We start from the raw sequence: 20,985 nt of genomic DNA, 5'->3' as shown, positions 1-20,985 counted from the left end.
TAAAGTTCACGTCTCACATAGTATTGTTTTACAATGAACTTATCTTCTAAATATTAATTATACACTGCTTTTTTAAATTCTTCTGAATTTTTAACTGGATCAAAATCATGCTCTTCTTTTGCTATTTCCTTTATTGATGCATCCATTTGTATTGCTTTATTCAAATATAGCATTGTATTTTTTATATCTCCTCTTCTTCCATAAATAGATGCTATTCCATAATAACTCCATTCATAATCTTCAACATCTAAAGCCTTATTATACCATTCAAGTGCGTCATCCATTCTTCCATATAATTCATATGTAAGTGCTTTATTAAACCTTGCATATCCATAGTTATTATCAATACTTAATGCCTTATCAATATCATCTATACCACTATTAAAATCTCCATTATAAGACTTCGCAATTCCTCTTATATTATATCCCATTGCATTACTTGGAAATTCATTTATAAGCAAATCTGCTTTGCTAATTGACTCAGTGTACTTATGTGAAAAAAATAAATTATATGCTTCGTCGTATAATTCATTTTCCCTTTCCGAATAACTAGACTTTTCATTTGTTTTATCATTAACAGCCTTTTTAGAATCATCCTTCATATCTATACTTTCTAGTTCTTTATTGGCTACATTATTATCTGATTGTTGCGTTCCCTCAGGCATTATTATTTCTTTTTCTTCTTTATATTTCTTATCCTTGCTATTTCTATTTTCTATAAATTCATGAGATATTATTCCCAATGCTATTAGCACTAGCACAAATAATAGTATTCTTTTATTTTTCTCTTTTCCTGGTAACTTAATTCTGCTCATATATTTCTCCTTTTAATACGGCTTAATATATAACTTCATTTTATTTTACCGAATCTAAATATTCTCTTTGACCAATTTCATACAAGTTATTTCCTTGAGCATCTATAATAACAACTAGAGGCATATCCTTAACCTCCATTTTTCTTATAGCTTCAGCACCTAAATCTTCATAAGCGATTATTTCAGACTTAATAATACTTTTTCCTATTAATGCGGCCGCCCCCCCAATTGCTCCAAAGTATACTGCCTCATTCCTTTTGATTGAACTAATTACTTCATCGTTTCTTGCACCTTTACCTATCATTCCTTTTAGTCCAATGTCCATTAATTTAGGTGCATAAGCATCCATTCTGTAGCTAGTTGTTGGACCAGCAGACCCTATAACAGTCCCTGGCTTAGCTGGTGATGGTCCGACATAGTATATAACCTGATCTTTTATATTAAAAGGCAGTTCCTTCCCTTCATCAAGCAATTCTATTAATCTTTTATGTGCGGCATCTCTAGCAGAATATATTATCCCACTTAACAAAATACTATCTCCTGCTTTTAATTGTCTTATCTTTTCTTCATTAAGAGGTGTCTCTAATTTAATTTCCATAGCTTTTCTCCAATCATACATATAATTTCAATTTTTATTTCTAATACATTCTTACCAATTAGACTTTTAATAAAATATATAACTCTAAAAAGTTTAATTCATCAAAGCTTCATCTTAAATAGTCAAATAATGAAAGTTAGGTAATTCATAAAGAATTAGCTGTGTTATTTATAACTTATATATCTCATTTAAATCATAGTTTTTTATAGTATTACCTCTTTATGTCTAGTAGCATGACAATTTATATTTACCGCAACAGGTAACCCCGCAATATGAGTTGAATAAGTCTCTATATTTAACCCTAATGCAGTTGTTTTACCTCCGAATCCTTGTGGTCCAATTCCCAATTTATTTACTTCTTGTAATAGTTCCAATTCTAATTCCTTATAAAATTCATCTTCATTCCTTATATTGATGGGTCTTAATAATGCTTTCTTAGCTAAGTATGCTGCCTTATCAAAAGTCCCTCCAATTCCAACACCTATTACCATAGGAGGACATGGGTTAGGTCCTGCCGCTTTAACTGTATCTATTATGAACTTCTTCACTCCATCCAGTCCATCTGATGGCTTTAACATACCTATTTTACTCATATTTTCAGAACCAAATCCCTTTGGTGCTAATATGATCTTAACCTTATCACCATCCACTATGTCATAATATATTATAGCTGGAGTGTTGTCCTTTGTATTAACTCTTCTTATCGGATCTTTTACTACCGATTTTCTTAGAAATCCTTCCTCATATCCCCTACGTACGCCTTCATTAATAGCATCTTCAATCCTTCCACCAACTAAATGAACATCTTGTCCTATTTCAATAAATACACATGCCATTCCCGTATCTTGGCACATAGGCATTTTTTCATTTCTTGCAATTTCTGAATTTATTAATATCTTATCTAAAACATCGGATGCTAATTTCCATGGTTCTTCTTTCTTAGCATTTAATAATGCATCATTAATATCTGATCCTAAGAAATAATTAGCTTCAATTGATAAATTTTTAATAGCTTCTGTTATAAGTTCAACATTTATTTCTCTCATTCTTACAGCTCCTTTATTATCGCTTATAAACTATACATTTATACTTATTACTACATATAAGTTTAAAAGTATTTCTTACTATTTACAACCCCAAATAAATTTTATTTAATCCAATAATTCTCAGACCCCCATGCAAGCAATTGCGGCATATACTGTACATCATAATCATAAGCGAAGAATTCTATATGATGATTTTTAGTATTTTCCTTCTTAATGTTACTAAATACTTTCTCTATTTTTTAATTTATCGCTCATAATTATAGTTCATTACTACTATAATTATATATATATGTTGCAATAGCTGGCTTACATTTAAAATACTTGTAAGCCAAGTATTGAATTTTAAAAATGCAGGAATTCAATTGCAACATATATAATTATTTTATATATTTGAGAGGTTAATTTATGAACCCTAAAAATTTAGATAAATTTCTAACTATACTAATTTACTTTTTAATTGTTCTTTTAACCTGTTTACTATTGTATAATCTGTTTTTATTAGTAAACAAATTATATTATTCTTATGAATATCCTCAAAATAGCATAAAAGTTGGCCCCATTTTCATGAAATTAAATAACTAACTATCTTTATTCTCAAAATAGTTATTGACACCAGTTGTTATTCCTTTTGCTATTTTGTCTTGATGTTCATCGCTTTTTAGTTTTTGCTCTTCTTCATAATTAGATAAGAAGCCACATTCTACGAGAACACATGCACCCTCATATCCATCTCTAAGTATTCTATATTGTTCCTTTGCAGCCTTAGGAACTCTCTTATTGTTATCATTTATTGTTTCTTTGAGTGATACTTGAATATTTTCTGCTAAAGACTTGCTGATCTCATTAGATGAATACCAAACTTGAGACCCAAAGCAACTGGACTGTGGAAACATATTCTGATGTATAGATATAAATGCATCACATTTAACATCCTTCTTCATTTGACATCTGGCATTAAGATCTTTAACTTTCTTCGCATCTAATTGTGAATCCCCTTCTCTTGTCATATACACAGCATATCCAGAGTCCTCCAACTCCTTTTTTAACTTTAAAGATATAGATAGATTTATATCCTTCTCTATAGTTCCACTCTTTGATTTTGCTCCACCGTCAATTCCTCCATGTCCAGGATCTATTAATATTATCCTTTTATCTTTATTTTCTTCGGAATTTGTCCTTACCGGAATCCCAGAAATTAAGCAAAATATGCAGAACAATGCTATCCATTTTTTCATTCTCATAAAACTGTTCCTCCAAATCATTTAGACTTACATACTGTATTGTTTGCTATACAATCTTAATTATTCAAATTCATTTATATTAATAAACTTTTATTTTTTATTAAACATATTTTATAGAACACCCAATAGATGCATCACCACAATTTTTAATATAATATCTAAAATATTTAATCAATTGAAATCCATCTGTAATTACCATATATAGAAATGTTAATAATTTTATAAAAAATGAATTATACCACTTAGAACTTATATATACATGAATATATATTGTATATAATAGAGCTATATTTAGACTTGTAATAGCTAAAGAATTCATTTAAGGCAAAATATATATAGGCTTAGCTTGAACATATATATATAATAGAAGAGTTTATAACTATATTAGGAAGTGGCACCAGAACCGCATTACTAGAAATGTAATAACTATTATTTATATTTGTTCTTTAAGATTACATATTTTTATATAAAATAAAAATCCCACAAACACCGCGTTTGTGGGATTTTTGATCTCCAAATATTATCTCTTTGAGAATTGTGGAGCTCTTCTTGCTGCTTTAAGACCGTATTTCTTTCTTTCTTTCATTCTTGGGTCTCTTGTTAAGAATCCAGCCTTCTTTAATTCTGGCTTTAAAGCTTCATCAGATTTAACTAATGCTCTAGCTATACCATGTCTAATAGCTCCTGCTTGACCTGTAAATCCACCACCGTGAACATTTACTAAAACGTCAAATCTATCCTTAGTTCCAGTTAAAACTAATGGTTGGTTTACGATAACTCTTAATGTTTCTAAACCAAAAAAGTTTTCTATTTCTCTTTTATTTACAAGAACCTTACCACTTCCTGGTACAAGTCTTACTCTTGCAACTGATTTCTTTCTTCTTCCAGTTCCCATGTATTGAACTTTTGCCATTTCTTTTTCCTCCTCCCGAGATCGTATTAGTATCTTAATTCTAGTACTTCTGGTTTTTGAGCTGCATGATTATGTTCTGCACCTCTATATACATTTAATTTCTTTAACATTTGTCTTCCTAAAACACCGTTTGGAAGCATTCTTCTTACTGCTTCTTCAAAAGCAAATTCAGGCTTTTTATCTAATACTACTCTATAAGGAGTTTCTTTTAATCCGCCTGGGTAAAGACTATGCTTTCTCATTAATTTTTGATCTAATTTCTTACCAGTTAAAACTACCTTTTCTGCATTAATTACAATAACAAAATCTCCGCAGTCAACATTAGGTGTAAATGTTGGTTTATTTTTACCTCTTAAAATTGAAGCAACTTGGCTAGCAACTCTACCTAGTGGCTTACCAGCAGCATCAACTACATACCATTTTCTTTCAATTTCACTTGCTTTAGCAATGTATGATTTCATCTGTTTCCCTCCCTGAACTTACATTAATTCTTTACTTATTATTTTAAGTAAGATTTTTTATGTCAAGACCCGGGGCTAGTGGATCTTATATACATAAATGTTTTAACAAACAAACCTATTATAATACACGCACACGGGCGTGTCAACACATTTTTATCATTTAATAGAAAACTTTTTCTAATATTAATCCGTTTGGCGGTACGCACATTCCTGCTTTTTTTCTATTTCCTTCTTCTATTATATCTTTTATATTTTCCGCTTCTAGTTTTCCATTTCCAATCTTTATTAATGTACCTACTATTATTCTCACCATATTATACAAAAATCCATCAGCCGTAATAAATATTTTTATTTCATTTCCATTTTGATCTATATATAGATCATGAATAGTTCTTGTTGTAGTTTTTATTGAGCTTCCTGGAGACATAAACGCCCTAAAGTCATGCCTCCCTATAAAATATTCACATGCTCTTCTCATCTCATTTACATCTAATCTATACTTATAATGATACAGATATTGGTGACCTAAAGATAACCTTTCATATCTATTTATAATTGTATAAGAGTATGTCTTTCCCTTTGATGAATATCTTGCATGAAAATCTTCACTTACTTCTTCTGATTTAATTATAGATACATCTTCTGGCAGTCTTGTATTAATAGCTTCTCTAAACTTATCTCCAGGTATTGAAGAATTAGTCAAAAAGTTTGCAACCATTTCTCTTGCGTGAACACCCGCATCAGTCCTGGAACTTCCATTAATCATAATTTCCTCTCCAGTAGCCTTAAATATTGCTGTCTCTATTACTTTTTGAATAGTTCTGCCTTTGGGTTGCCTTTGCCACCCGCAAAAGTTACTTCCATCAAACTCAATAATTAATTTTATATTTCTCATTTAAGTTATCTTACTCCTATAGCATAATAAATCTTACAGCTATGCACCATAAAACTAAAATACAAAATACAATAAAAGCAACCAAGTCCCTATACGAAAATTCAAGTATTTTCATTCTAGTTCGCCCAGCACCACCTCTATAGCCTCTTGCTTCCATTGCCATTGCTAATTCATCTGCTCTTCTAAATGAACTGATAAATAAAGGCACTAATAATGGTACTAAGCTCTTAGCCTTTTTTATTATTCCGCCTGACTCAAAATCAGCCCCTCTAGCCTTCTGAGCTTTCATTATTTTATCCGTTTCATCTATTAAGGTAGGTATAAATCGTAAGGCTATTGTCATCATCATAGCAAGTTCATGAGCCATTTCTTTTCCAATCGGCCGTAATAATTTTTCGATTCCATCAGTTAACTCAATTGGAGATGTTGTTAATGTTAACAGTGATGTTCCTACTATTAATAGAATTAGTCTTATTGCCATAAATGCTGCAATACTTAACCCCTCCGGATATGCCTTTAAAAATCCAATACTAAAAACTTCTGTCCCTTCAGCGCCCCTAACCATAAATATATTTAGAGCAGCTGTTAAGACTATCAATAGGAAAATTGGCTTCAATCCATTAAAAATAAATCTAAATGGCACCTTTGCGATCAATATTATAGCTAGTAAAAAAACAACAACAAAAGTATAACCTATAAATTTATTTATGATAAATAAACATGCAATAAAAAGTATTGATATAAGGATCTTTGTTCTAGGATCTAACTTATGAACAAATGACTCTCCAGGTAAATATTGTCCTATTGTAATATTCTTCAACATAATTTTGTCTATTCCCCTTTCACTTTATTTATCCTCAAAGTAGACAAAAGTTGCTTTTTTGCTTCCTCTATCGTAAATATATTATCTGGAATGTCAAATCCTTTTTTTCTTAGTTCTCTTATTAGATATGTTACCTGAGGGACACCAAGTCCTATCTTCTCTAGCACATCAACTTCTTTAAATACTTCTGCTGGAGTTCCTTGTAATGCTACTTTCCCACCATTCATAACAATGATTCTTTCTGCAATCTTTGCAACATCCTCCATACTATGACTAACTATAATTATAGTCATATTATAATCCTCATGTAGCTTTCTTATCTGATCTAATATATCATCTCTACCCTTTGGATCTAACCCTGCCGTAGGCTCATCCAATATTAGTGTTGTAGGTTGCATTGCTATAACTCCTGCAATTGCAACTCTTCTCTTCTGACCACCGCTTAAGTCAAATGGCGATCTATCTTTATAAGTCTCATAGTCTAGACCAACCATTTCCATCGCCCTAATTACCCTATTATTAATTTCGCTATCGGAAAGTCCTAAATTTCTAGGCCCAAATTCAATATCCTTAGCTATAGTTTCCTCAAAAAGTTGATATTCCGGATACTGAAATACCAAGCCAACCTTTTTTCTTATATCCGTAAGCTTTGCTTTTTTATCAGTAATATTTGTTCCATCAACAATTATTTCTCCACTAGTTGCTTCTAGTAAACCATTAAAATGTTGTATTAAAGTAGATTTACCAGAGCCAGTATGCCCAATTAGTGCTACAAATTCTCCATCTTTTATTTCTAAAGACACATTGTCCAATGCAGTCTTTTCAAATGGACTCTTAGGCATATATATGTGTGTTAAATTTTCTACTTTAATTGACATAATTCATTCACCATCTCATCCACATTTAATATTTTTTCATTTATATCTATTCCTGCCTTTTTTAGCTCATAAGCTAATTCAGTAACCTGTGGAACATCTAAACCTATTTTTTTCATTCGCTCTACCTGAGGAAAAATTTCTCTAGGAGTCCCTTCCATTTTTACACTTCCACCATCCATTACTACAATTCTATCAGCTTGAGCTGCCTCATCCATGTAATGTGTTATTAATACAATAGTAATACCATGAATTTTATTTAATTCATTTATGGTTTTTAGAACTTCCCTTCTTCCTGATGGATCTAACATTGCTGTAGGTTCATCAAAAATTATGCATTCAGGTTGTATTGCAAGTATTCCTGCTATAGCAATTCTTTGCTTTTGTCCACCAGATAAAAGATGTGGCGCATGCCTTTTATATTTGCTCATTCCAACCTTCTCCAGGCTTTCATCAACTCTTTTTCTTATCTCTGATGGTTCTACTCCTAAATTCTCTGGTCCAAAAGCAACATCTTCTTCCACTATGGTAGCAACTAACTGGTTATCAGGATTTTGAAACACCATTCCTGCTCTAGATCTAATCTCCCAAACATTCTCCATTTTACTAGTATCCAAGCCATCTACAATCACTGTTCCCTCTGATGGTACAACCAATGCATTCATATGCTTAGCTATCGTTGATTTACCTGATCCATTATGCCCTAAAACTACTAAAAACTCCCCCTTTTTCACCTCCAAATCTACATCTTTTATTGCATATTTTTCTTGCTTAACTCCTTCTGTATCCTTTACATATTTAAAAGATACTTTTGCACACTTTATCATCGCATCACTCATAGTGTACCTCCCCATGATGTTTTATAGTTTTAATATATTATACAAATGTTTTTCAAAGACAACATTGTTATCTTTGATATTAAATTATTATTTTCATTATATCTCAAAATCCAACATATTCAATAAAAAAATATATATCTTGAGTAAGAAAACATCTCTATAATAAATTAAGTTCCAATTTTATTTTCTATGTCAAAATGGGGATTAAGTTTAAACTTAATCCCCCATTAGTATTATACTAATTCAAGTATTACTATCTCAGCTCCGTCCCCTCTTCTAGGACCTTTTTTAATTATTCTTGTATATCCGCCATTTCTTTCAGTATACTTTGGAGCTACATTATCAAATAAATTCTTAACAACTAATTCTTCTTGAACATAAGATAATACTTGTCTTCTAGCATGAAGATCTCCTCTTTTTCCAAGAGTAATCATTTTTTCTGCTATTGATCTAGTTTCTTTAGCTCTTGTTTCAGTTGTCTCGATTTTACCATGTTTTAATAGACTAGTAACAAGATTTCTTAGCATAGCTCTTCTTTGGTCTGTAGGAAGACCTAATTTACGATGACCTGCCATGGATTTACCTCCTTACTCCTCGGTTAGTTTTAGGGCTAAACCTAATTCTTTAAGCTTTCTTTCAACTTCTTCTAAAGATTTCTTTCCTAGATTCCTTACTTTCATCATATCATCCATAGATTTTGTAGCAAGTTCTTGGACTGTATTAATTCCGGCTCTCTTTAAACAGTTATATGATCTAACTGATAAATCAAGTTCTTCTACAGTCATTTCTAGGACTTTTTCTTTCTTATCGTCTTCTTTTTCTATCATTATTTCAACATCATTAGTATTATCTGTTAATGACATGAATAATTTAAAGTGTTCAATAAGTATTTTTGCTGATAAACTAATAGCTTCATCTATTTTTATAGTACCATTAGTCCAAATTTCTAAAGTTAATTTATCATAATCAGTAATTTGACCAACTCTTGTATTATCAACAGTAAAATTAACTCTTTTTACTGGTGTATAAATAGAATCAACTGCTATAGCTGAAATAGGCAATTCATCACTCTTATTTTTATTTTGAGTAACATATCCTCTTCCCTTATTAACTGTCAATTCCATATAAAGTCTTCCATCGTTATCTAAAGTTGCAATATGTAAATTCTTATTAACAACTTCAACATCACCATCAGTCTTTATATCTGCTCCAGTAACTTCTCCTGGTCCTTTAGCATCAATATAAATAACTTTTGGACCTTCACCATTCATTCTTAGAGCTAATGATTTGATATTAAGAATTAACTCAGTAACATCTTCTTTAACTCCTTGAACAGTAGAAAACTCATGAAGCACACCATCAATTTTGACAGAGGTTGTTGCAACTCCTGGAAGAGATGATAATAGTATTCTTCTTAGGGCATTTCCTAATGTAATACCATAGCCTCTTTCAAGTGGTTCAACAACGTACTTACCATAAGTACCATCTTCATTAGCTTCTATACATTCTATTATTGGCTTTTCGATTTCTAACATTGACAAACCCTCCTTATTTTAAAAATGGCAACCTTATTATGAGGGCAACTGATTCTATATTTGCATATATTGTGATAAATTTCTCTAACAAATATAAATATATTATTTACTGTATAACTCAACAATAAGTGTTTCGTTAACAGGCACATCTATATCTTCTCTTGATGGCTCTGCAACTACTTTTCCTTCATAGTTATCAACATTAGCTTCTAACCATTTTGGTAAAGTTTTTGGATTTTCAACAAAAGTTTTAAACTTTTCACTTGATCTGCTCTTTTCGCATACAGTAATTACATCATTAACTGAAACATGATATGAACAAATGTCAACCTTTTTACCATTTACTAAGAAATGTCCGTGAGTCACTAATTGTCTTGCCTCGTTTCTTGATGAACCATAACCTAATCTATAAACTATGTTATCAAGTCTCATTTCTAGTAATTTAAGTAAGTTTTCACCTGTTATACCTTTAATATGCTCAGCTTTTTCATAATATGTTCTAAATTGGCCTTCTAATATGCCATAAATTCTTCTTGCTTTTTGCTTTTCTCTTAATTGAACACCATAGTTTGATACTTTCTTTTTGTTAGCTCCATGTTGTCCTGGTGCATAGCTTCTTCTAACGAAAGCACACTTATCTGTAAAACATCTATCACCTTTAAGGAAAAGTTTCATACCTTCTCTTCTACATAATCTACATGTAGCGCCAGTATATCTTGCCATTAAATTACACCTCCTATTACTACATTTATATTAGACTCTTCTTCTCTTTGGTGGTCTACAACCATTATGTGGTATTGGAGTAACATCTTTAATCAAAGTTACTTCTAGTCCTGCTGCTTGTAAGGATCTTATAGCTGCTTCTCTTCCTGAACCAGGTCCTTTAACATAAACCTCTATACTTTTTAAGCCGTGTTCCATTGCTACTTTAGCTGCAGTTTCTGCTGCCATTTGAGCTGCAAATGGTGTGCTCTTTCTTGATCCTCTGAAACCTAGTGCTCCTGCACTTGACCATGATAAAGCATTTCCTACTGCATCTGTTAAAGTAACTATTGAATTATTAAAAGTTGACTTAATGTGTGCAGCACCATGCTCAACATTTTTTCTTTCTTTTCTTCTTCTAGTTTTCTTTACTGTTTTAGCTGCCATTATCTTCCCTCCTTACTATTTCTTCTTATTTGCTATTGTCTTCTTAGGACCTTTTCTAGTTCTTGCATTAGTCTTAGTTTTTTGTCCTCTTACTGGAAGACCTCTTCTATGTCTAATTCCTCTATATGATCCTATTTCTACTAATCTCTTGATATTTAAAGCGACATCTCTTCTTAAGTCACCTTCAACCATTAAATTCTTGTTGATATAAGTTCTGATTTCATTAACTTCTTCTTCTGATAAATCCTTAACTCTTGTATCTGGATTAATTCCTGTTACAGCTAAGATTTTTTGTGAAGTTGATAATCCTATTCCATATATATATGTTAAACCTATTTCAACTCTTTTTTCTCTTGGTAGATCAATACCTGATATTCTTGCCATTAAAATTTACACCTCCTGATAATTGAAATGTATAAAAGTTGATTTTATAATTTATGATTTATAATTTATAATAAAATTTTAGGTCAATAGACGATTCTATTGCCAGCCGCCCTAAAATTTATTTTTGATTAATTAAACGACTATATAATCATATTTGACTTTTGCTGAAATGTCAATATTATTTACATTTATTTTAATGTAAATAATATTGTAAACTTGATCATTAGCCTTGCTTTTGCTTGTGCTTAGGATTTTCACAGATTACCATTACTTTTCCTTTTCTTCTGATTACTTTGCACTTTTCACAAATAGGCTTAACTGATGGTCTTACTTTCATAGCTAACCCTCCTCATATTACTTTTGTAGTAGATCAATGTAAGTTATATCTACTTTATTTTGCTCTCCATGTAATTCTACCTCTGGTTAAATCATAAGGAGAAAGTTCTACTGTAACTTTATCTCCTGGTAAAATTCTTATGAAGTTCATTCTTAATTTACCTGATATGTGTGCTAGAATCTTATGGCCACTTTCAAGTTCAACTTGAAACATAGCGTTTGGTAAAGATTCTAATACCGTACCTTGCATTTCTATAACATCATCTTTTGACATAAGGTAATCAACCCTCCTTAACAATGCCTCTAAGCTTTAGGAATCTCTTAATCTTTAAATTAGTACTCTTATCGCATGAGTTTATTAATGATAATAATTCATCATCTACATCTTCTAAAATACTTAAGTGTTTAATTTTTTTCTTCTTAGGCATCTCAATTAATTTTGTATCTCCATTAGCTAGTAATACATAATCATCATCTATCTGCCTAACAACAACATATAAGTGATCTTTATCTCTTCCTGCTTTTGAAAGTACTACTTTTCCAATCAAGTCATTGTTTTGCAAATTTTTCACCTCTATGATTACCTTAGTATAAATTAACACTACCACAACGGTATTATGCAAATTTATAACTAAGCAACACTCTTTATTCTACTTAATCAGTGTTAATATTTCAGGTCCATCTGATAAAATTGCAACTGTATTTTCATAATGTGCCGATAAAGAAGAATCCGCTGTTACAACTGTCCATCCATCTTTTAATGTCTTAACCTTATAAGTACCAGCGTTAACCATAGGTTCTATCGCTAACACCATACCCTCCAGTAATTTCGGACCTCTACCAGACTTTCCGAAATTAGGTACATTAGGATCCTCGTGAACTTTTCGCCCAATCCCATGACCTACAAAATCTCTTACAACTGAGAAACCTGCTGCTTCTACGTAGCTTTGTATCTCATGTGATATATCAGTTAATTTATTTCCTTGTTTTGCAAACTTTATACCTTGGAAAAAACTTTCTCTTGTTATATCAATTAATCTTTGAGCTTCTACTGAAACTTCCCCTACAGAGAAAGTTCTTGCAGCATCTCCATGGAATCCATCAAAAAACGCCCCACAGTCAATACTAACTATATCGCCTTCTTTAAGAACATATTCTCCTGGGAATCCATGTATTACTTGCTCATTTACTGAAATACATAGTGACGAAGGAAAACCATATAAGCCTTTAAATGAAGGTTTTGCTCCATGCTTAGTTATAAATTCTTCTGCTATTCTATCCAAATTTGCAGTTGTTACTCCGGGTTTTACCTCTTTTTCAAGCAATAGCAATGTTTCTCCTACTATTCTACCTGCTTTTCTCATTATGGCTATTTCATCATGATTCTTTACAGTAATCATTATTTGTTGTTCCCTAACAATTCACATATTCCTCTGAAAACTTCATTAATAGCTTTTGTGCCATCCACTTCTGAAAGCAAGCCTTTTTCACCGTAAAATTCAATTAGCGGTTGTGTTTCCTTTTGATATACATCAAGTCTTTCCTTTACAGTCTCAACTGTATCATCTTTTCTCTGTATAACTTCACTTCCACACAAATCACATTTTCCTTCATTTGTTGGAGGATTAAATTTAACATGATAACTTGCTCCGCATGATGGACATACTCTTCTACCAGTCATTCTTTCTAGAATAAATTCATTAGGTACCTTTATAAGCAATGCGGTATCTAATTGTTCATTCTTATCTACAAGAAAGTTGTTAAGAGCATCAGCTTGAGCCACAGTTCTAGGAAAACCATCTAATAAATATCCGACCTTACAATCGTCCTGTTGCAGTCTATCCTTAACCATATTAATTGTTACTTCATCAGGAACTAATTGTCCGTTATCAATATAACCCTTTGCTTCTATTCCTAAGGGAGTGTTTTCAGAAATATTCTTTCTGAAAATATCACCTGTAGAAATATGTGGTATTGAATATTTATTGCTAATTGATTTAGCCTGTGTTCCCTTTCCAGCTCCAGGAGGACCTAGTAATACTATCTTCACTGGCTTCATCTCCATTTATTCTAATCTATTTAAGAAATCCTTTATAGTGCCTAACTACCATTTGTGATTCTACTTTTCTAGTAAAATCTAACGCAACATTTATAACAATTAATAATCCAGTTCCTGAAAAAGCTATATTTTGAAATTGTGTATAGTTTTGTATTATAACTGGAGTTACAGCCAATACCGCTGCTAATATACCTCCAATAAAAGATAGTCTGTTTAAAACTCTTTCAAAATATGTTGTGGTTTCTTCACCTGGCCTTACTCCAGGCACAAATCCTGCCGATTTATGCAAATTCTCAGACATTTCATCTGGTTTAAATGTAATCTGAGTATAAAACCAATTAAAGAATATTGTCAGTACTGCATATAGTACCATATACATCCAACTCTTTTGATTAAAGACAGATGTAGGATTATTTAATACCCACTTTGCCCACTCTTTTTGACTTTCACCTACTCCACCAAATAATGTGGCAATAGTTTTTGGAAAATCCATTACGGACATAGAAAATATAATAGCAAGAACCGCTGATCCAATTATACTTAATGGTATATGTGTTGATTGTGATTTAACCATATTACTATTGCCTGATGCAAATTTACCAGCATACTGCACAGGTATCCTTCTTTCTGATAAAGAAAAATATAGTATAGTAGCAAGTAGAAATACGGTAAATACTCCAAATAGTACAATTTCCACAACACTTGCACTTCCTGCTTGCTGAAGTGTCATCATTGAAGCAATTGTTGCTGGAACTCTCGAAATTATATTAACGAATATTAGTATTGAAGTACCATTTCCAATGCCCTTAACTGTAAGTTGATCACCTAACCACATACAAAATGTTGTTCCAACCACTAGTGCAAAAACAACAATAGTCTTTTGGATTGCAGTTAATCCAACTGTAGCTCCACTACTTGAAATTGTTGCAAAAATTCCATAAGCTAAGATAAAAGCTATTCCAAGAGATACATAACGTGTTGCATTTTGTATCTTTTTTCTGCCAGTATCTCCTTCTTTTGATAGTTGCTCCAATTGTGGGATAGCAACAGTTAATAATTGAATTATTATTGATGCATTAATGTATGGCATAACTCCTAATGCTAATATACTGGATCTGCTAAAAGCTCCTCCAGAAAGCATATCATAAAATCCTAATAGTCCACCAGACTGAGATAGATTTTTTAAAAAATCAGAGTTAATTCCAGGAAGAGGAATATGACTTCCCATCCTGAAAACTGCAACTAATAATACTGTCCATAAAATCTTTTTTCTAAGTTCAGGAACTTTGAATGCATTGCTTAAAGTTTGAAGCACTTTACATCACCTCAACTTTTCCCCCAGCTGCTTCAATCTTTTCTATAGCAGACTTAGAGAACTTACATCCTTTAACCGTTAAGCTTTTTTCTAATGTTCCGTTTCCAAGAATCTTTACTCCATCCAAAACCTTACTTACAACTCTTCTTTCAAGTAATAATTCTGGAGTAACTTCAGTACCATTTTCAAAGATATTTAATCTGTCAAGATTTATGCTAACAATCTTCTTTGAAAAAATGTTTGTAAAACCTCTCTTAGGAAGTCTTCTATATAAAGGCATTTGACCGCCTTCAAAACCAGGTCTTACGCCACCACCTGATCTTGCATTTTGACCCTTTTCACCTTTACCAGCATTTCTTCCTAATCCAGAACCAGTACCTCTACCAATTCTTTTAGGTGCTTTCTTGCTACCTGCTGCTGGTTTTAATTCGTGAAGTTTCATATTCAGTGCACCTCCTTGTTTTTATACTTCTTCTACTTTTAATAGATATTCAATCTTTTTTATCATACCTTGAACTTGAGGTGTTGCCTCAGGTTCTACTGTTTTTCTTATCTTTGTTAGTCCAAGAGCATTTGCAGTAGCGATATGGTCTTTTTTTCTACCTATTAAGCTCTTAACTAATGTAATTCTTAATTTAGCCATTGCAATATCTCCTTAACCTAATATTTCTTCAACAGATTTGCCTCTTAATTTAGCTATATCTTCTACTGTTCTTAAGCTAGCTAATCCGTTTATTGTAGCATTTACCATGTTATTAGGATTATTTGAACCTAATGATTTAGCTCTAACATCCTTTAATCCTGCTAATTCAAGTACTGCTCTTGCTGGACCTCCAGCAATAACTCCTGTACCTTCTTTAGCTGGCATAATTAGAACATTTGCAGTTCCGAACTTACCATTAACTTGGTGAGGAATTGTTGTTCCTACCATTGCAACGCTTACTAAGTTCTTCTTAGCATCTTCTATTCCTTTTTTTATTGCTTCTGGGATTTCGATTGACTTACCCATTCCAACGCCAACGTGTCCGTTCTCGTCTCCGACAACAACTAGAGCGCTGAATCTGAAGTTTCTACCACCCTTAACAACCTTAGTAACTCTGTTTATGAAAACAACCTTTTCTTTAAGGTCTAGTGTACTAGGATCGATTCTCATTTATTTCCCTCCTTGTTTAATTAGAATTTCAAGCCAGCTTCTCTAGCTGCTTGTGCTAATTCTTGAATTCTTCCGTGATATATGTATCCGCCTCTATCAAATACCACTACGTCAATTCCTTTTTCTATAGCTTTTTTAGCTACTAATTCACCTACAAGTTTAGCACCTTCTTTGTTTCCGCCTTTTGCAGCAAAATCTTTTTCTAAACTTGAAGCAGCTACTAATGTAACACCATTTATATCATCAATAACTTGTGCATATATATTCTTTTCACTCTTAAATACTGAAAGTCTTGGTCTTTCCGCAGTTCCAAAAACTTTTTTACGAACTCTAAGGTGACGTTTTTCTCTGCTCGCCTTTTTGTCTACCTTTTTGAACATAAAACTCACTCCTTTCTATTATTTCTTACCAGTCTTACCTTCTTTACGTCTGATCACTTCATTTTCATACTTAATACCTTTACCCTTATATGGTTCTGGTACTCTCCATTTTCTTATATCCGCTGCAGCAAATCCAACTTTTTCCTTGTCGATTCCGCTAACTATTACTCTAGTTGCAGCTGGAGTTTCAAATGTGATTCCGTCAATAGGTTCAATTTCAACTGGATGTGAATATCCAAGGTTCATTACAAGCTTTTTACCTTGTAATTGAGCTCTATAACCAACACCAACTAAATCTAAAGTTTTTTGGTACCCTTGTTTTACTCCAATTACCATATTATTAATTAATGCTCTTGTTAAACCGTGAAGAGCTCTGTGATCTTTTTGTTCACTATGTCTAGTAACAATTACTTCATTGTTTTCAACAGCTATGCTAATATCTTTATGCATAGTTTTAACTAATTCACCTTTTGGTCCCTTAACTGTAACTAAATTGTCTGGTGTTACAGTAACAGTTACATCAGCAGGAATAGCTATTGGTAATCTACCTACTCTTGACATAATTGCACCTCCTGTATTATTTTAAAATTGCATTTTACAATTTTATCTAGTTTAATTTATCTGAGATATTACCAAACGTAGCAGATTACTTCTCCACCTAATCCGTTCTTTCTAGCTTCTCTATCTACCATTATTCCATTTGAAGTTGAAACAACAGCGATACCTAATCCATTAAGAACTTTTGGTACCTCGTCTTTCTTGCAATAAACTCTTAATCCTGGTTTAGAAATTCTCTTAATACCAGTTATAACTCTTTCTTTATTAGCTCCATACTTAAGAGATAATCTTAACATTGGAACAACTCCATCGTTATATTCATTTATTTCTTTTATATAACCCTCTTGTAATAATATATTTGCAATTTCCTTCTTTACGTTTGAAGAAGGTACTTCTACCACTTCATGTCTTACAGCATTAGCATTTCTTACACGAGTTAATAAATCTGCTATAGGATCTGTCATAACCATTTAATGTGCCTCCTTTCGTTACATCGTATATCTTACCAACTTGCTTTTCTACAACCTGGAATTTCGCCCTTATAAGCAAGTTCTCTAAAACAAATACGGCATACTCCATATTTTTTTAATACAGCATGTGGTCTTCCACATATTCTACATCTTGTATAAGCTCTTGTCTTGTATTTAGGAGTTTTGCTCCACTTTTCAATAATAGCCTTACGTGCCAATGTGTTTCCCTCCTTATTATTGAGCGAATGGCATTCCAAGGAATCTTAATAATTCCCTAGCTTCTTCGTCAGTGTTAGCTGTAGTAACGAAGATTATATCCATTCCTCTAACTTTATCTATCTTATCATATTCTATTTCTGGGAATATTAATTGTTCTTTAATTCCTAATGAATAATTTCCTCTACCATCAAAAGCTTTGCTAGAAACCCCTCTGAAATCTCTAACTCTTGGTAGTGCGATGCTCATTAGTTTATCAGCAAATTCAAACATGTTAGCTTTTCTTAGAGTAACTTTGCATCCTAGTGGCATATTTTCTCTAATTTTAAAGTTAGCTACAGACTTTTTAGCTCTTGTTAATACAGGCTTTTGACCTGCTATTAAAGTCAAATCATTAACTGCTGATTCTAGCACTTTTTGATTTTCCTTAGCTTCTCCAACTCCCATATTGATTACTATCTTCTCTAGCTTTGGTACTTCCATTATGTTTTTATATCCGAACTTTTCAATCATAGCTGGAACTACTTCTTTTTGATATTTTTCTTGAAGTCTTGTCATATTAGTTACCTCCTTTCAAAATCTAGAATGTTTCTCCGCATTTTTTACATACTCTAACCTTAGTACCATCATCTAAAACTTTGTTACTAATTCTAGTCGCATTCTTACATTTGTTACAATATAACATAACTTTTGAGCTGTTGATTGCTGCTTCTTTTTCAATTATAGCGCTTTCAACTTGACCCTTATTAGCTTTTTGATGTTTTTTAACTATATTAACTCCTTGAACAAGAACTTTTCCTGTCTTTGGATACGCTTTTAACACTTCACCAGTTTTGCCTTTATCTTTTCCAGATATAACAATAACTGTATCATTCTTTCTTACATGTATCTTCAAGTTGGCCACCTCCTCTTATAGAACTTCTGGTGCTAATGACAAAATTTTAGTGAATTCTTTATCTCTTAGCTCCCTAGCAACAGGTCCAAAGATACGAGTTCCTCTTGGTTGCTTATCATCTTTGATTATAACTGCTGCGTTTTCGTCAAATTTAATATATGAACCATCAGCTCTTCTTACACCTTTTACTGATCTAACTACAACTGCCTTTACAACATCACCTTTTTTAACAACTCCACCTGGTGTTGCACTTTTAACGCTAGCAACTATAACATCGCCGATATTACCAAACTTTCTTTTAGATCCACCTAATACTCTGATACACATAATTTCTTTTGCACCTGAATTATCTGCAACCTTTAATAAGGTTTGTTGTTGTATCATTAAATTACCCTCCTTTCAGTTTTAAAGCTTATTTAGCCTTTTCAACTATTTCAACAAGTCTCCATCTCTTATCTTTAGATAAAGGTCTAGTTTCCATTATTGATACTCTATCATTAATTTTAGCTTCATTATTCTCATCATGTACTTTAAACTTTGTAGTTCTATTAACTGTCTTACCGTATAATGGGTGTCTAACCTTAGTTTCAACGGCAACTACAATAGTTTTTTCCATTTTATCAGAAACAACCCTACCAATTCTTTTCTTTCTTAATGATCTTTCCATTAGGGCTTACCTCCTTCCAACTTTTATTGTTCCAATGCTTTTAATTCTTCTTCTCTTAAGATGGTTTTTATTTGGGCTATAGATTTCTTAACTTCTCTTATTCTCATTGGATTTTCTAATTGTCCTGTAGCTAATTGAAATCTTAAATTAAATAACTCCGCTTTAAGATCGCCCAATTTAACTGTTAAATCTTGAGGATTGCTTGATTTCAATTCTTTTAATTCTCTAGCCTTCATTATTCTTCACCACCCATTTCCTCAAAATCTCTTTTTGAAACAAATTTTGTTTTTACAGGAAGTTTATGTGAAGCAAGTCTCATTGCTTCTCTTGCAGTTTCTTCTGGTACTCCTGATAATTCAAATAGTACTCTACCTGGTTTAACTACTGCAACCCAGTATTCTGGTGATCCTTTACCTGAACCCATTCTTGTTTCAGCTGGCTTTTCTGTAACTGGTTTATCTGGGAAAATCTTTATCCAAAGTTTTCCACCTCTTTTAATGTATCTATTGATAGCAATTCTGGCAGATTCAATTTGGTTACTTGTTATCCATCCACAAGTTAGCGCTTGGATTCCGTAATCACCATAAGCTAAGAAATTACCTCTTGTAGCTTTACCTTTCATTCTACCACGTTGCACCTTACGATGTTTTACCCTTTTAGGCATTAACATGATCTATTCCTCCTTTCCTATGCGTTAGCCTCTTCCTTTTCTACTTTCTTAGTTGGAAGAACTTCTCCATTATAAACCCAAACCTTAACTCCGATTTTTCCATATGTTGTATCTGCTTCAGCAAATCCATAATCGATATCAGCTCTTAATGTTTGTAGTGGAATTGTTCCTTCATGATAATGTTCAGTTCTTGCTATTTCTGCTCCACCTAATCTACCAGAACAAGCAGTTTTTACACCTTTTATTCCGTGTTTCATAGCTCTTTGCATTGTTTGCTTCATAGCTCTTCTGAATGAAATTCTTTTTTCTAATTGTGCAGCAATATTTTCAGCCATTAATTGTGCATCAGCTTCTGCACTTTTAACTTCAACTATGTTTATTAAAACATTCTTATTTTCAACGAATTGAGTTAATTTATTTTTTAAAGCCTCAATTCCAGATCCACCTTTACCTATTATAACACCAGGCTTTGCTGTATATATGTTTAATTTTACTCTTTTAGCAGCTCTTTCAATTTCAATTTTAGAAATACCTGCAGAAAAAAGTTCCTTTTTCACAAATTTTCTGATCTTGTTATCTTCTATAAGATTATCAGCAAAGTTTTTCTTGTTAGCATACCATTTTGCGTCCCATCCCTTGATAACACCTACTCTAAGGCCATGAGGATTTACTTTTTGACCCACTTGCTTTTC

The 20,985-nt window shown here is 32.3% G+C and carries 35 protein-coding genes; all 35 read right to left on the bottom strand.

Features of this window, described 5'->3' with window-relative positions; translation table 11 throughout:
• Window positions 1–53: 53 nt before the first annotated feature.
• Entirely contained in the window at window positions 54–815 is a 762-nt protein-coding gene (locus tag L3B96_RS19005; protein WP_238948284.1) for a hypothetical protein, read from the bottom strand.
• A gap of 40 nt (window positions 816–855) precedes the next feature.
• A complete protein-coding gene (locus L3B96_RS19000) occupies window positions 856–1,413 on the bottom strand; it encodes a Fe-S-containing hydro-lyase (RefSeq protein WP_011967542.1) in 558 nt (185 codons plus the stop codon).
• 203 nt (window positions 1,414–1,616) lie between these two features.
• Entirely contained in the window at window positions 1,617–2,459 is an 843-nt protein-coding gene (locus L3B96_RS18995; RefSeq protein WP_023974811.1) for a fumarate hydratase, read from the bottom strand.
• Window positions 2,460–3,037: 578 nt separating this feature from the next.
• Window positions 3,038–3,700, bottom strand: a complete 663-nt coding sequence (gene cwlD, locus L3B96_RS18990; protein ID WP_238900833.1) for an N-acetylmuramoyl-L-alanine amidase CwlD — start codon at window positions 3,698–3,700, stop codon at window positions 3,038–3,040.
• A gap of 520 nt (window positions 3,701–4,220) precedes the next feature.
• Window positions 4,221–4,613: a 30S ribosomal protein S9 gene (rpsI, locus tag L3B96_RS18985; protein ID WP_008426638.1), complete on the bottom strand. Its 393-nt coding sequence runs from the start codon at window positions 4,611–4,613 to the stop codon at window positions 4,221–4,223.
• A 26-nt stretch (window positions 4,614–4,639) separates the two neighbouring features.
• Window positions 4,640–5,074, bottom strand: a complete 435-nt coding sequence (gene rplM / locus L3B96_RS18980) for a 50S ribosomal protein L13 (RefSeq protein WP_011967539.1) — start codon at window positions 5,072–5,074, stop codon at window positions 4,640–4,642.
• A gap of 160 nt (window positions 5,075–5,234) precedes the next feature.
• Complete coding sequence (gene truA / locus L3B96_RS18975; RefSeq protein ID WP_077829708.1) at window positions 5,235–5,969, bottom strand: tRNA pseudouridine(38-40) synthase TruA; 735 nt, start codon at window positions 5,967–5,969, stop codon at window positions 5,235–5,237.
• A 16-nt stretch (window positions 5,970–5,985) separates the two neighbouring features.
• Window positions 5,986–6,792 carry an energy-coupling factor transporter transmembrane component T gene (locus tag L3B96_RS18970; RefSeq protein ID WP_017209692.1) on the bottom strand — a complete coding sequence of 269 codons (807 nt, stop codon included), beginning with the start codon at window positions 6,790–6,792 and terminating at the stop codon, window positions 5,986–5,988.
• An 8-nt stretch (window positions 6,793–6,800) separates the two neighbouring features.
• Window positions 6,801–7,670 carry an energy-coupling factor transporter ATPase gene (locus L3B96_RS18965; protein ID WP_238900834.1) on the bottom strand — a complete coding sequence of 290 codons (870 nt, stop codon included), beginning with the start codon at window positions 7,668–7,670 and terminating at the stop codon, window positions 6,801–6,803.
• Window positions 7,655–8,506, bottom strand: a complete 852-nt coding sequence (locus L3B96_RS18960; protein ID WP_238900835.1) for an energy-coupling factor transporter ATPase — start codon at window positions 8,504–8,506, stop codon at window positions 7,655–7,657. Before L3B96_RS18960 ends, L3B96_RS18965 begins: the two co-directional genes overlap by 16 nt.
• A 233-nt stretch (window positions 8,507–8,739) precedes the next feature.
• Window positions 8,740–9,081 carry a 50S ribosomal protein L17 gene (gene rplQ, locus L3B96_RS18955; protein ID WP_011967534.1) on the bottom strand — a complete coding sequence of 114 codons (342 nt, stop codon included), beginning with the start codon at window positions 9,079–9,081 and terminating at the stop codon, window positions 8,740–8,742.
• A 12-nt stretch (window positions 9,082–9,093) separates the two neighbouring features.
• Entirely contained in the window at window positions 9,094–10,041 is a 948-nt protein-coding gene (locus L3B96_RS18950; protein ID WP_011967533.1) for a DNA-directed RNA polymerase subunit alpha, read from the bottom strand.
• Between the two features lie 102 nt (window positions 10,042–10,143).
• The gene (gene rpsD / locus L3B96_RS18945; RefSeq protein ID WP_011967532.1) at window positions 10,144–10,764 is read right to left on the bottom strand and encodes a 30S ribosomal protein S4; all 621 of its coding nucleotides are present in this window, start codon (window positions 10,762–10,764) and stop codon (window positions 10,144–10,146) included.
• A gap of 30 nt (window positions 10,765–10,794) precedes the next feature.
• Window positions 10,795–11,190: a 30S ribosomal protein S11 gene (rpsK, locus tag L3B96_RS18940; RefSeq protein ID WP_011967531.1), complete on the bottom strand. Its 396-nt coding sequence runs from the start codon at window positions 11,188–11,190 to the stop codon at window positions 10,795–10,797.
• Between the two features lie 15 nt (window positions 11,191–11,205).
• Complete coding sequence (gene rpsM, locus L3B96_RS18935) at window positions 11,206–11,574, bottom strand: 30S ribosomal protein S13 (RefSeq protein ID WP_011967530.1); 369 nt, start codon at window positions 11,572–11,574, stop codon at window positions 11,206–11,208.
• Window positions 11,575–11,797: 223 nt separating this feature from the next.
• Complete coding sequence (rpmJ, locus tag L3B96_RS18930; protein ID WP_003156543.1) at window positions 11,798–11,911, bottom strand: 50S ribosomal protein L36; 114 nt, start codon at window positions 11,909–11,911, stop codon at window positions 11,798–11,800.
• 54 nt (window positions 11,912–11,965) lie between these two features.
• Complete coding sequence (infA, locus tag L3B96_RS18925) at window positions 11,966–12,184, bottom strand: translation initiation factor IF-1 (RefSeq protein WP_002582630.1); 219 nt, start codon at window positions 12,182–12,184, stop codon at window positions 11,966–11,968.
• 7 nt (window positions 12,185–12,191) lie between these two features.
• On the bottom strand, window positions 12,192–12,473 hold the full coding sequence (locus L3B96_RS18920) for a KOW domain-containing RNA-binding protein (RefSeq protein ID WP_011967529.1): 282 nt from the start codon (window positions 12,471–12,473) through the stop codon (window positions 12,192–12,194).
• Window positions 12,474–12,560: 87 nt separating this feature from the next.
• The gene (map, locus tag L3B96_RS18915) at window positions 12,561–13,310 is read right to left on the bottom strand and encodes a type I methionyl aminopeptidase (protein WP_023974816.1); all 750 of its coding nucleotides are present in this window, start codon (window positions 13,308–13,310) and stop codon (window positions 12,561–12,563) included.
• Complete coding sequence (locus L3B96_RS18910) at window positions 13,310–13,960, bottom strand: adenylate kinase (RefSeq protein ID WP_011967527.1); 651 nt, start codon at window positions 13,958–13,960, stop codon at window positions 13,310–13,312. The genes map and L3B96_RS18910 overlap by 1 nt, the downstream gene beginning before the upstream one ends.
• 25 nt (window positions 13,961–13,985) lie before the next feature.
• Window positions 13,986–15,284, bottom strand: a complete 1,299-nt coding sequence (gene secY, locus L3B96_RS18905; protein ID WP_238900836.1) for a preprotein translocase subunit SecY — start codon at window positions 15,282–15,284, stop codon at window positions 13,986–13,988.
• Between the two features lies 1 nt (window position 15,285).
• The gene (gene rplO, locus L3B96_RS18900; protein ID WP_238900837.1) at window positions 15,286–15,726 is read right to left on the bottom strand and encodes a 50S ribosomal protein L15; all 441 of its coding nucleotides are present in this window, start codon (window positions 15,724–15,726) and stop codon (window positions 15,286–15,288) included.
• A 21-nt stretch (window positions 15,727–15,747) separates the two neighbouring features.
• On the bottom strand, window positions 15,748–15,927 hold the full coding sequence (rpmD, locus tag L3B96_RS18895) for a 50S ribosomal protein L30 (protein ID WP_011967524.1): 180 nt from the start codon (window positions 15,925–15,927) through the stop codon (window positions 15,748–15,750).
• Window positions 15,928–15,939: 12 nt separating this feature from the next.
• A complete protein-coding gene (rpsE, locus tag L3B96_RS18890; protein WP_011967523.1) occupies window positions 15,940–16,437 on the bottom strand; it encodes a 30S ribosomal protein S5 in 498 nt (165 codons plus the stop codon).
• Between the two features lie 20 nt (window positions 16,438–16,457).
• On the bottom strand, window positions 16,458–16,817 hold the full coding sequence (gene rplR, locus L3B96_RS18885) for a 50S ribosomal protein L18 (protein WP_011967522.1): 360 nt from the start codon (window positions 16,815–16,817) through the stop codon (window positions 16,458–16,460).
• An 18-nt stretch (window positions 16,818–16,835) separates the two neighbouring features.
• On the bottom strand, window positions 16,836–17,378 hold the full coding sequence (rplF, locus tag L3B96_RS18880; RefSeq protein ID WP_011967521.1) for a 50S ribosomal protein L6: 543 nt from the start codon (window positions 17,376–17,378) through the stop codon (window positions 16,836–16,838).
• 68 nt (window positions 17,379–17,446) lie between these two features.
• On the bottom strand, window positions 17,447–17,845 hold the full coding sequence (rpsH, locus tag L3B96_RS18875) for a 30S ribosomal protein S8 (RefSeq protein ID WP_008426597.1): 399 nt from the start codon (window positions 17,843–17,845) through the stop codon (window positions 17,447–17,449).
• Between the two features lie 32 nt (window positions 17,846–17,877).
• Window positions 17,878–18,063 carry a type Z 30S ribosomal protein S14 gene (locus tag L3B96_RS18870; protein WP_009167825.1) on the bottom strand — a complete coding sequence of 62 codons (186 nt, stop codon included), beginning with the start codon at window positions 18,061–18,063 and terminating at the stop codon, window positions 17,878–17,880.
• Window positions 18,064–18,079: 16 nt separating this feature from the next.
• On the bottom strand, window positions 18,080–18,619 hold the full coding sequence (gene rplE, locus L3B96_RS18865; RefSeq protein ID WP_011967520.1) for a 50S ribosomal protein L5: 540 nt from the start codon (window positions 18,617–18,619) through the stop codon (window positions 18,080–18,082).
• A gap of 22 nt (window positions 18,620–18,641) precedes the next feature.
• Window positions 18,642–18,956, bottom strand: a complete 315-nt coding sequence (rplX, locus tag L3B96_RS18860) for a 50S ribosomal protein L24 (protein WP_011967519.1) — start codon at window positions 18,954–18,956, stop codon at window positions 18,642–18,644.
• 15 nt (window positions 18,957–18,971) lie between these two features.
• On the bottom strand, window positions 18,972–19,340 hold the full coding sequence (gene rplN / locus L3B96_RS18855) for a 50S ribosomal protein L14 (protein WP_011967518.1): 369 nt from the start codon (window positions 19,338–19,340) through the stop codon (window positions 18,972–18,974).
• Between the two features lie 28 nt (window positions 19,341–19,368).
• Window positions 19,369–19,623, bottom strand: coding sequence for a 30S ribosomal protein S17 (gene rpsQ, locus L3B96_RS18850; protein ID WP_011967517.1), 255 nt, complete (start codon window positions 19,621–19,623; stop codon window positions 19,369–19,371).
• A 23-nt stretch (window positions 19,624–19,646) separates the two neighbouring features.
• Entirely contained in the window at window positions 19,647–19,859 is a 213-nt protein-coding gene (gene rpmC, locus L3B96_RS18845) for a 50S ribosomal protein L29 (protein WP_009167820.1), read from the bottom strand.
• Window positions 19,859–20,293, bottom strand: a complete 435-nt coding sequence (gene rplP / locus L3B96_RS18840) for a 50S ribosomal protein L16 (RefSeq protein WP_008426579.1) — start codon at window positions 20,291–20,293, stop codon at window positions 19,859–19,861. The genes rpmC and rplP overlap by 1 nt, the downstream gene beginning before the upstream one ends.
• A gap of 17 nt (window positions 20,294–20,310) precedes the next feature.
• The gene (gene rpsC / locus L3B96_RS18835; protein ID WP_011967516.1) at window positions 20,311–20,976 is read right to left on the bottom strand and encodes a 30S ribosomal protein S3; all 666 of its coding nucleotides are present in this window, start codon (window positions 20,974–20,976) and stop codon (window positions 20,311–20,313) included.
• Window positions 20,977–20,985 lie beyond the last annotated feature (9 nt).

This window comes from Clostridium sp. YIM B02569 (genome assembly GCF_022320765.1).
GTDB classification, from domain to species: Bacteria; Bacillota; Clostridia; order Clostridiales; family Clostridiaceae; genus Clostridium; species Clostridium beijerinckii.
The sequence above is the reverse complement of the archived record's forward strand: the minus strand, read 5'-3'. Positions and strand labels throughout refer to the sequence as shown.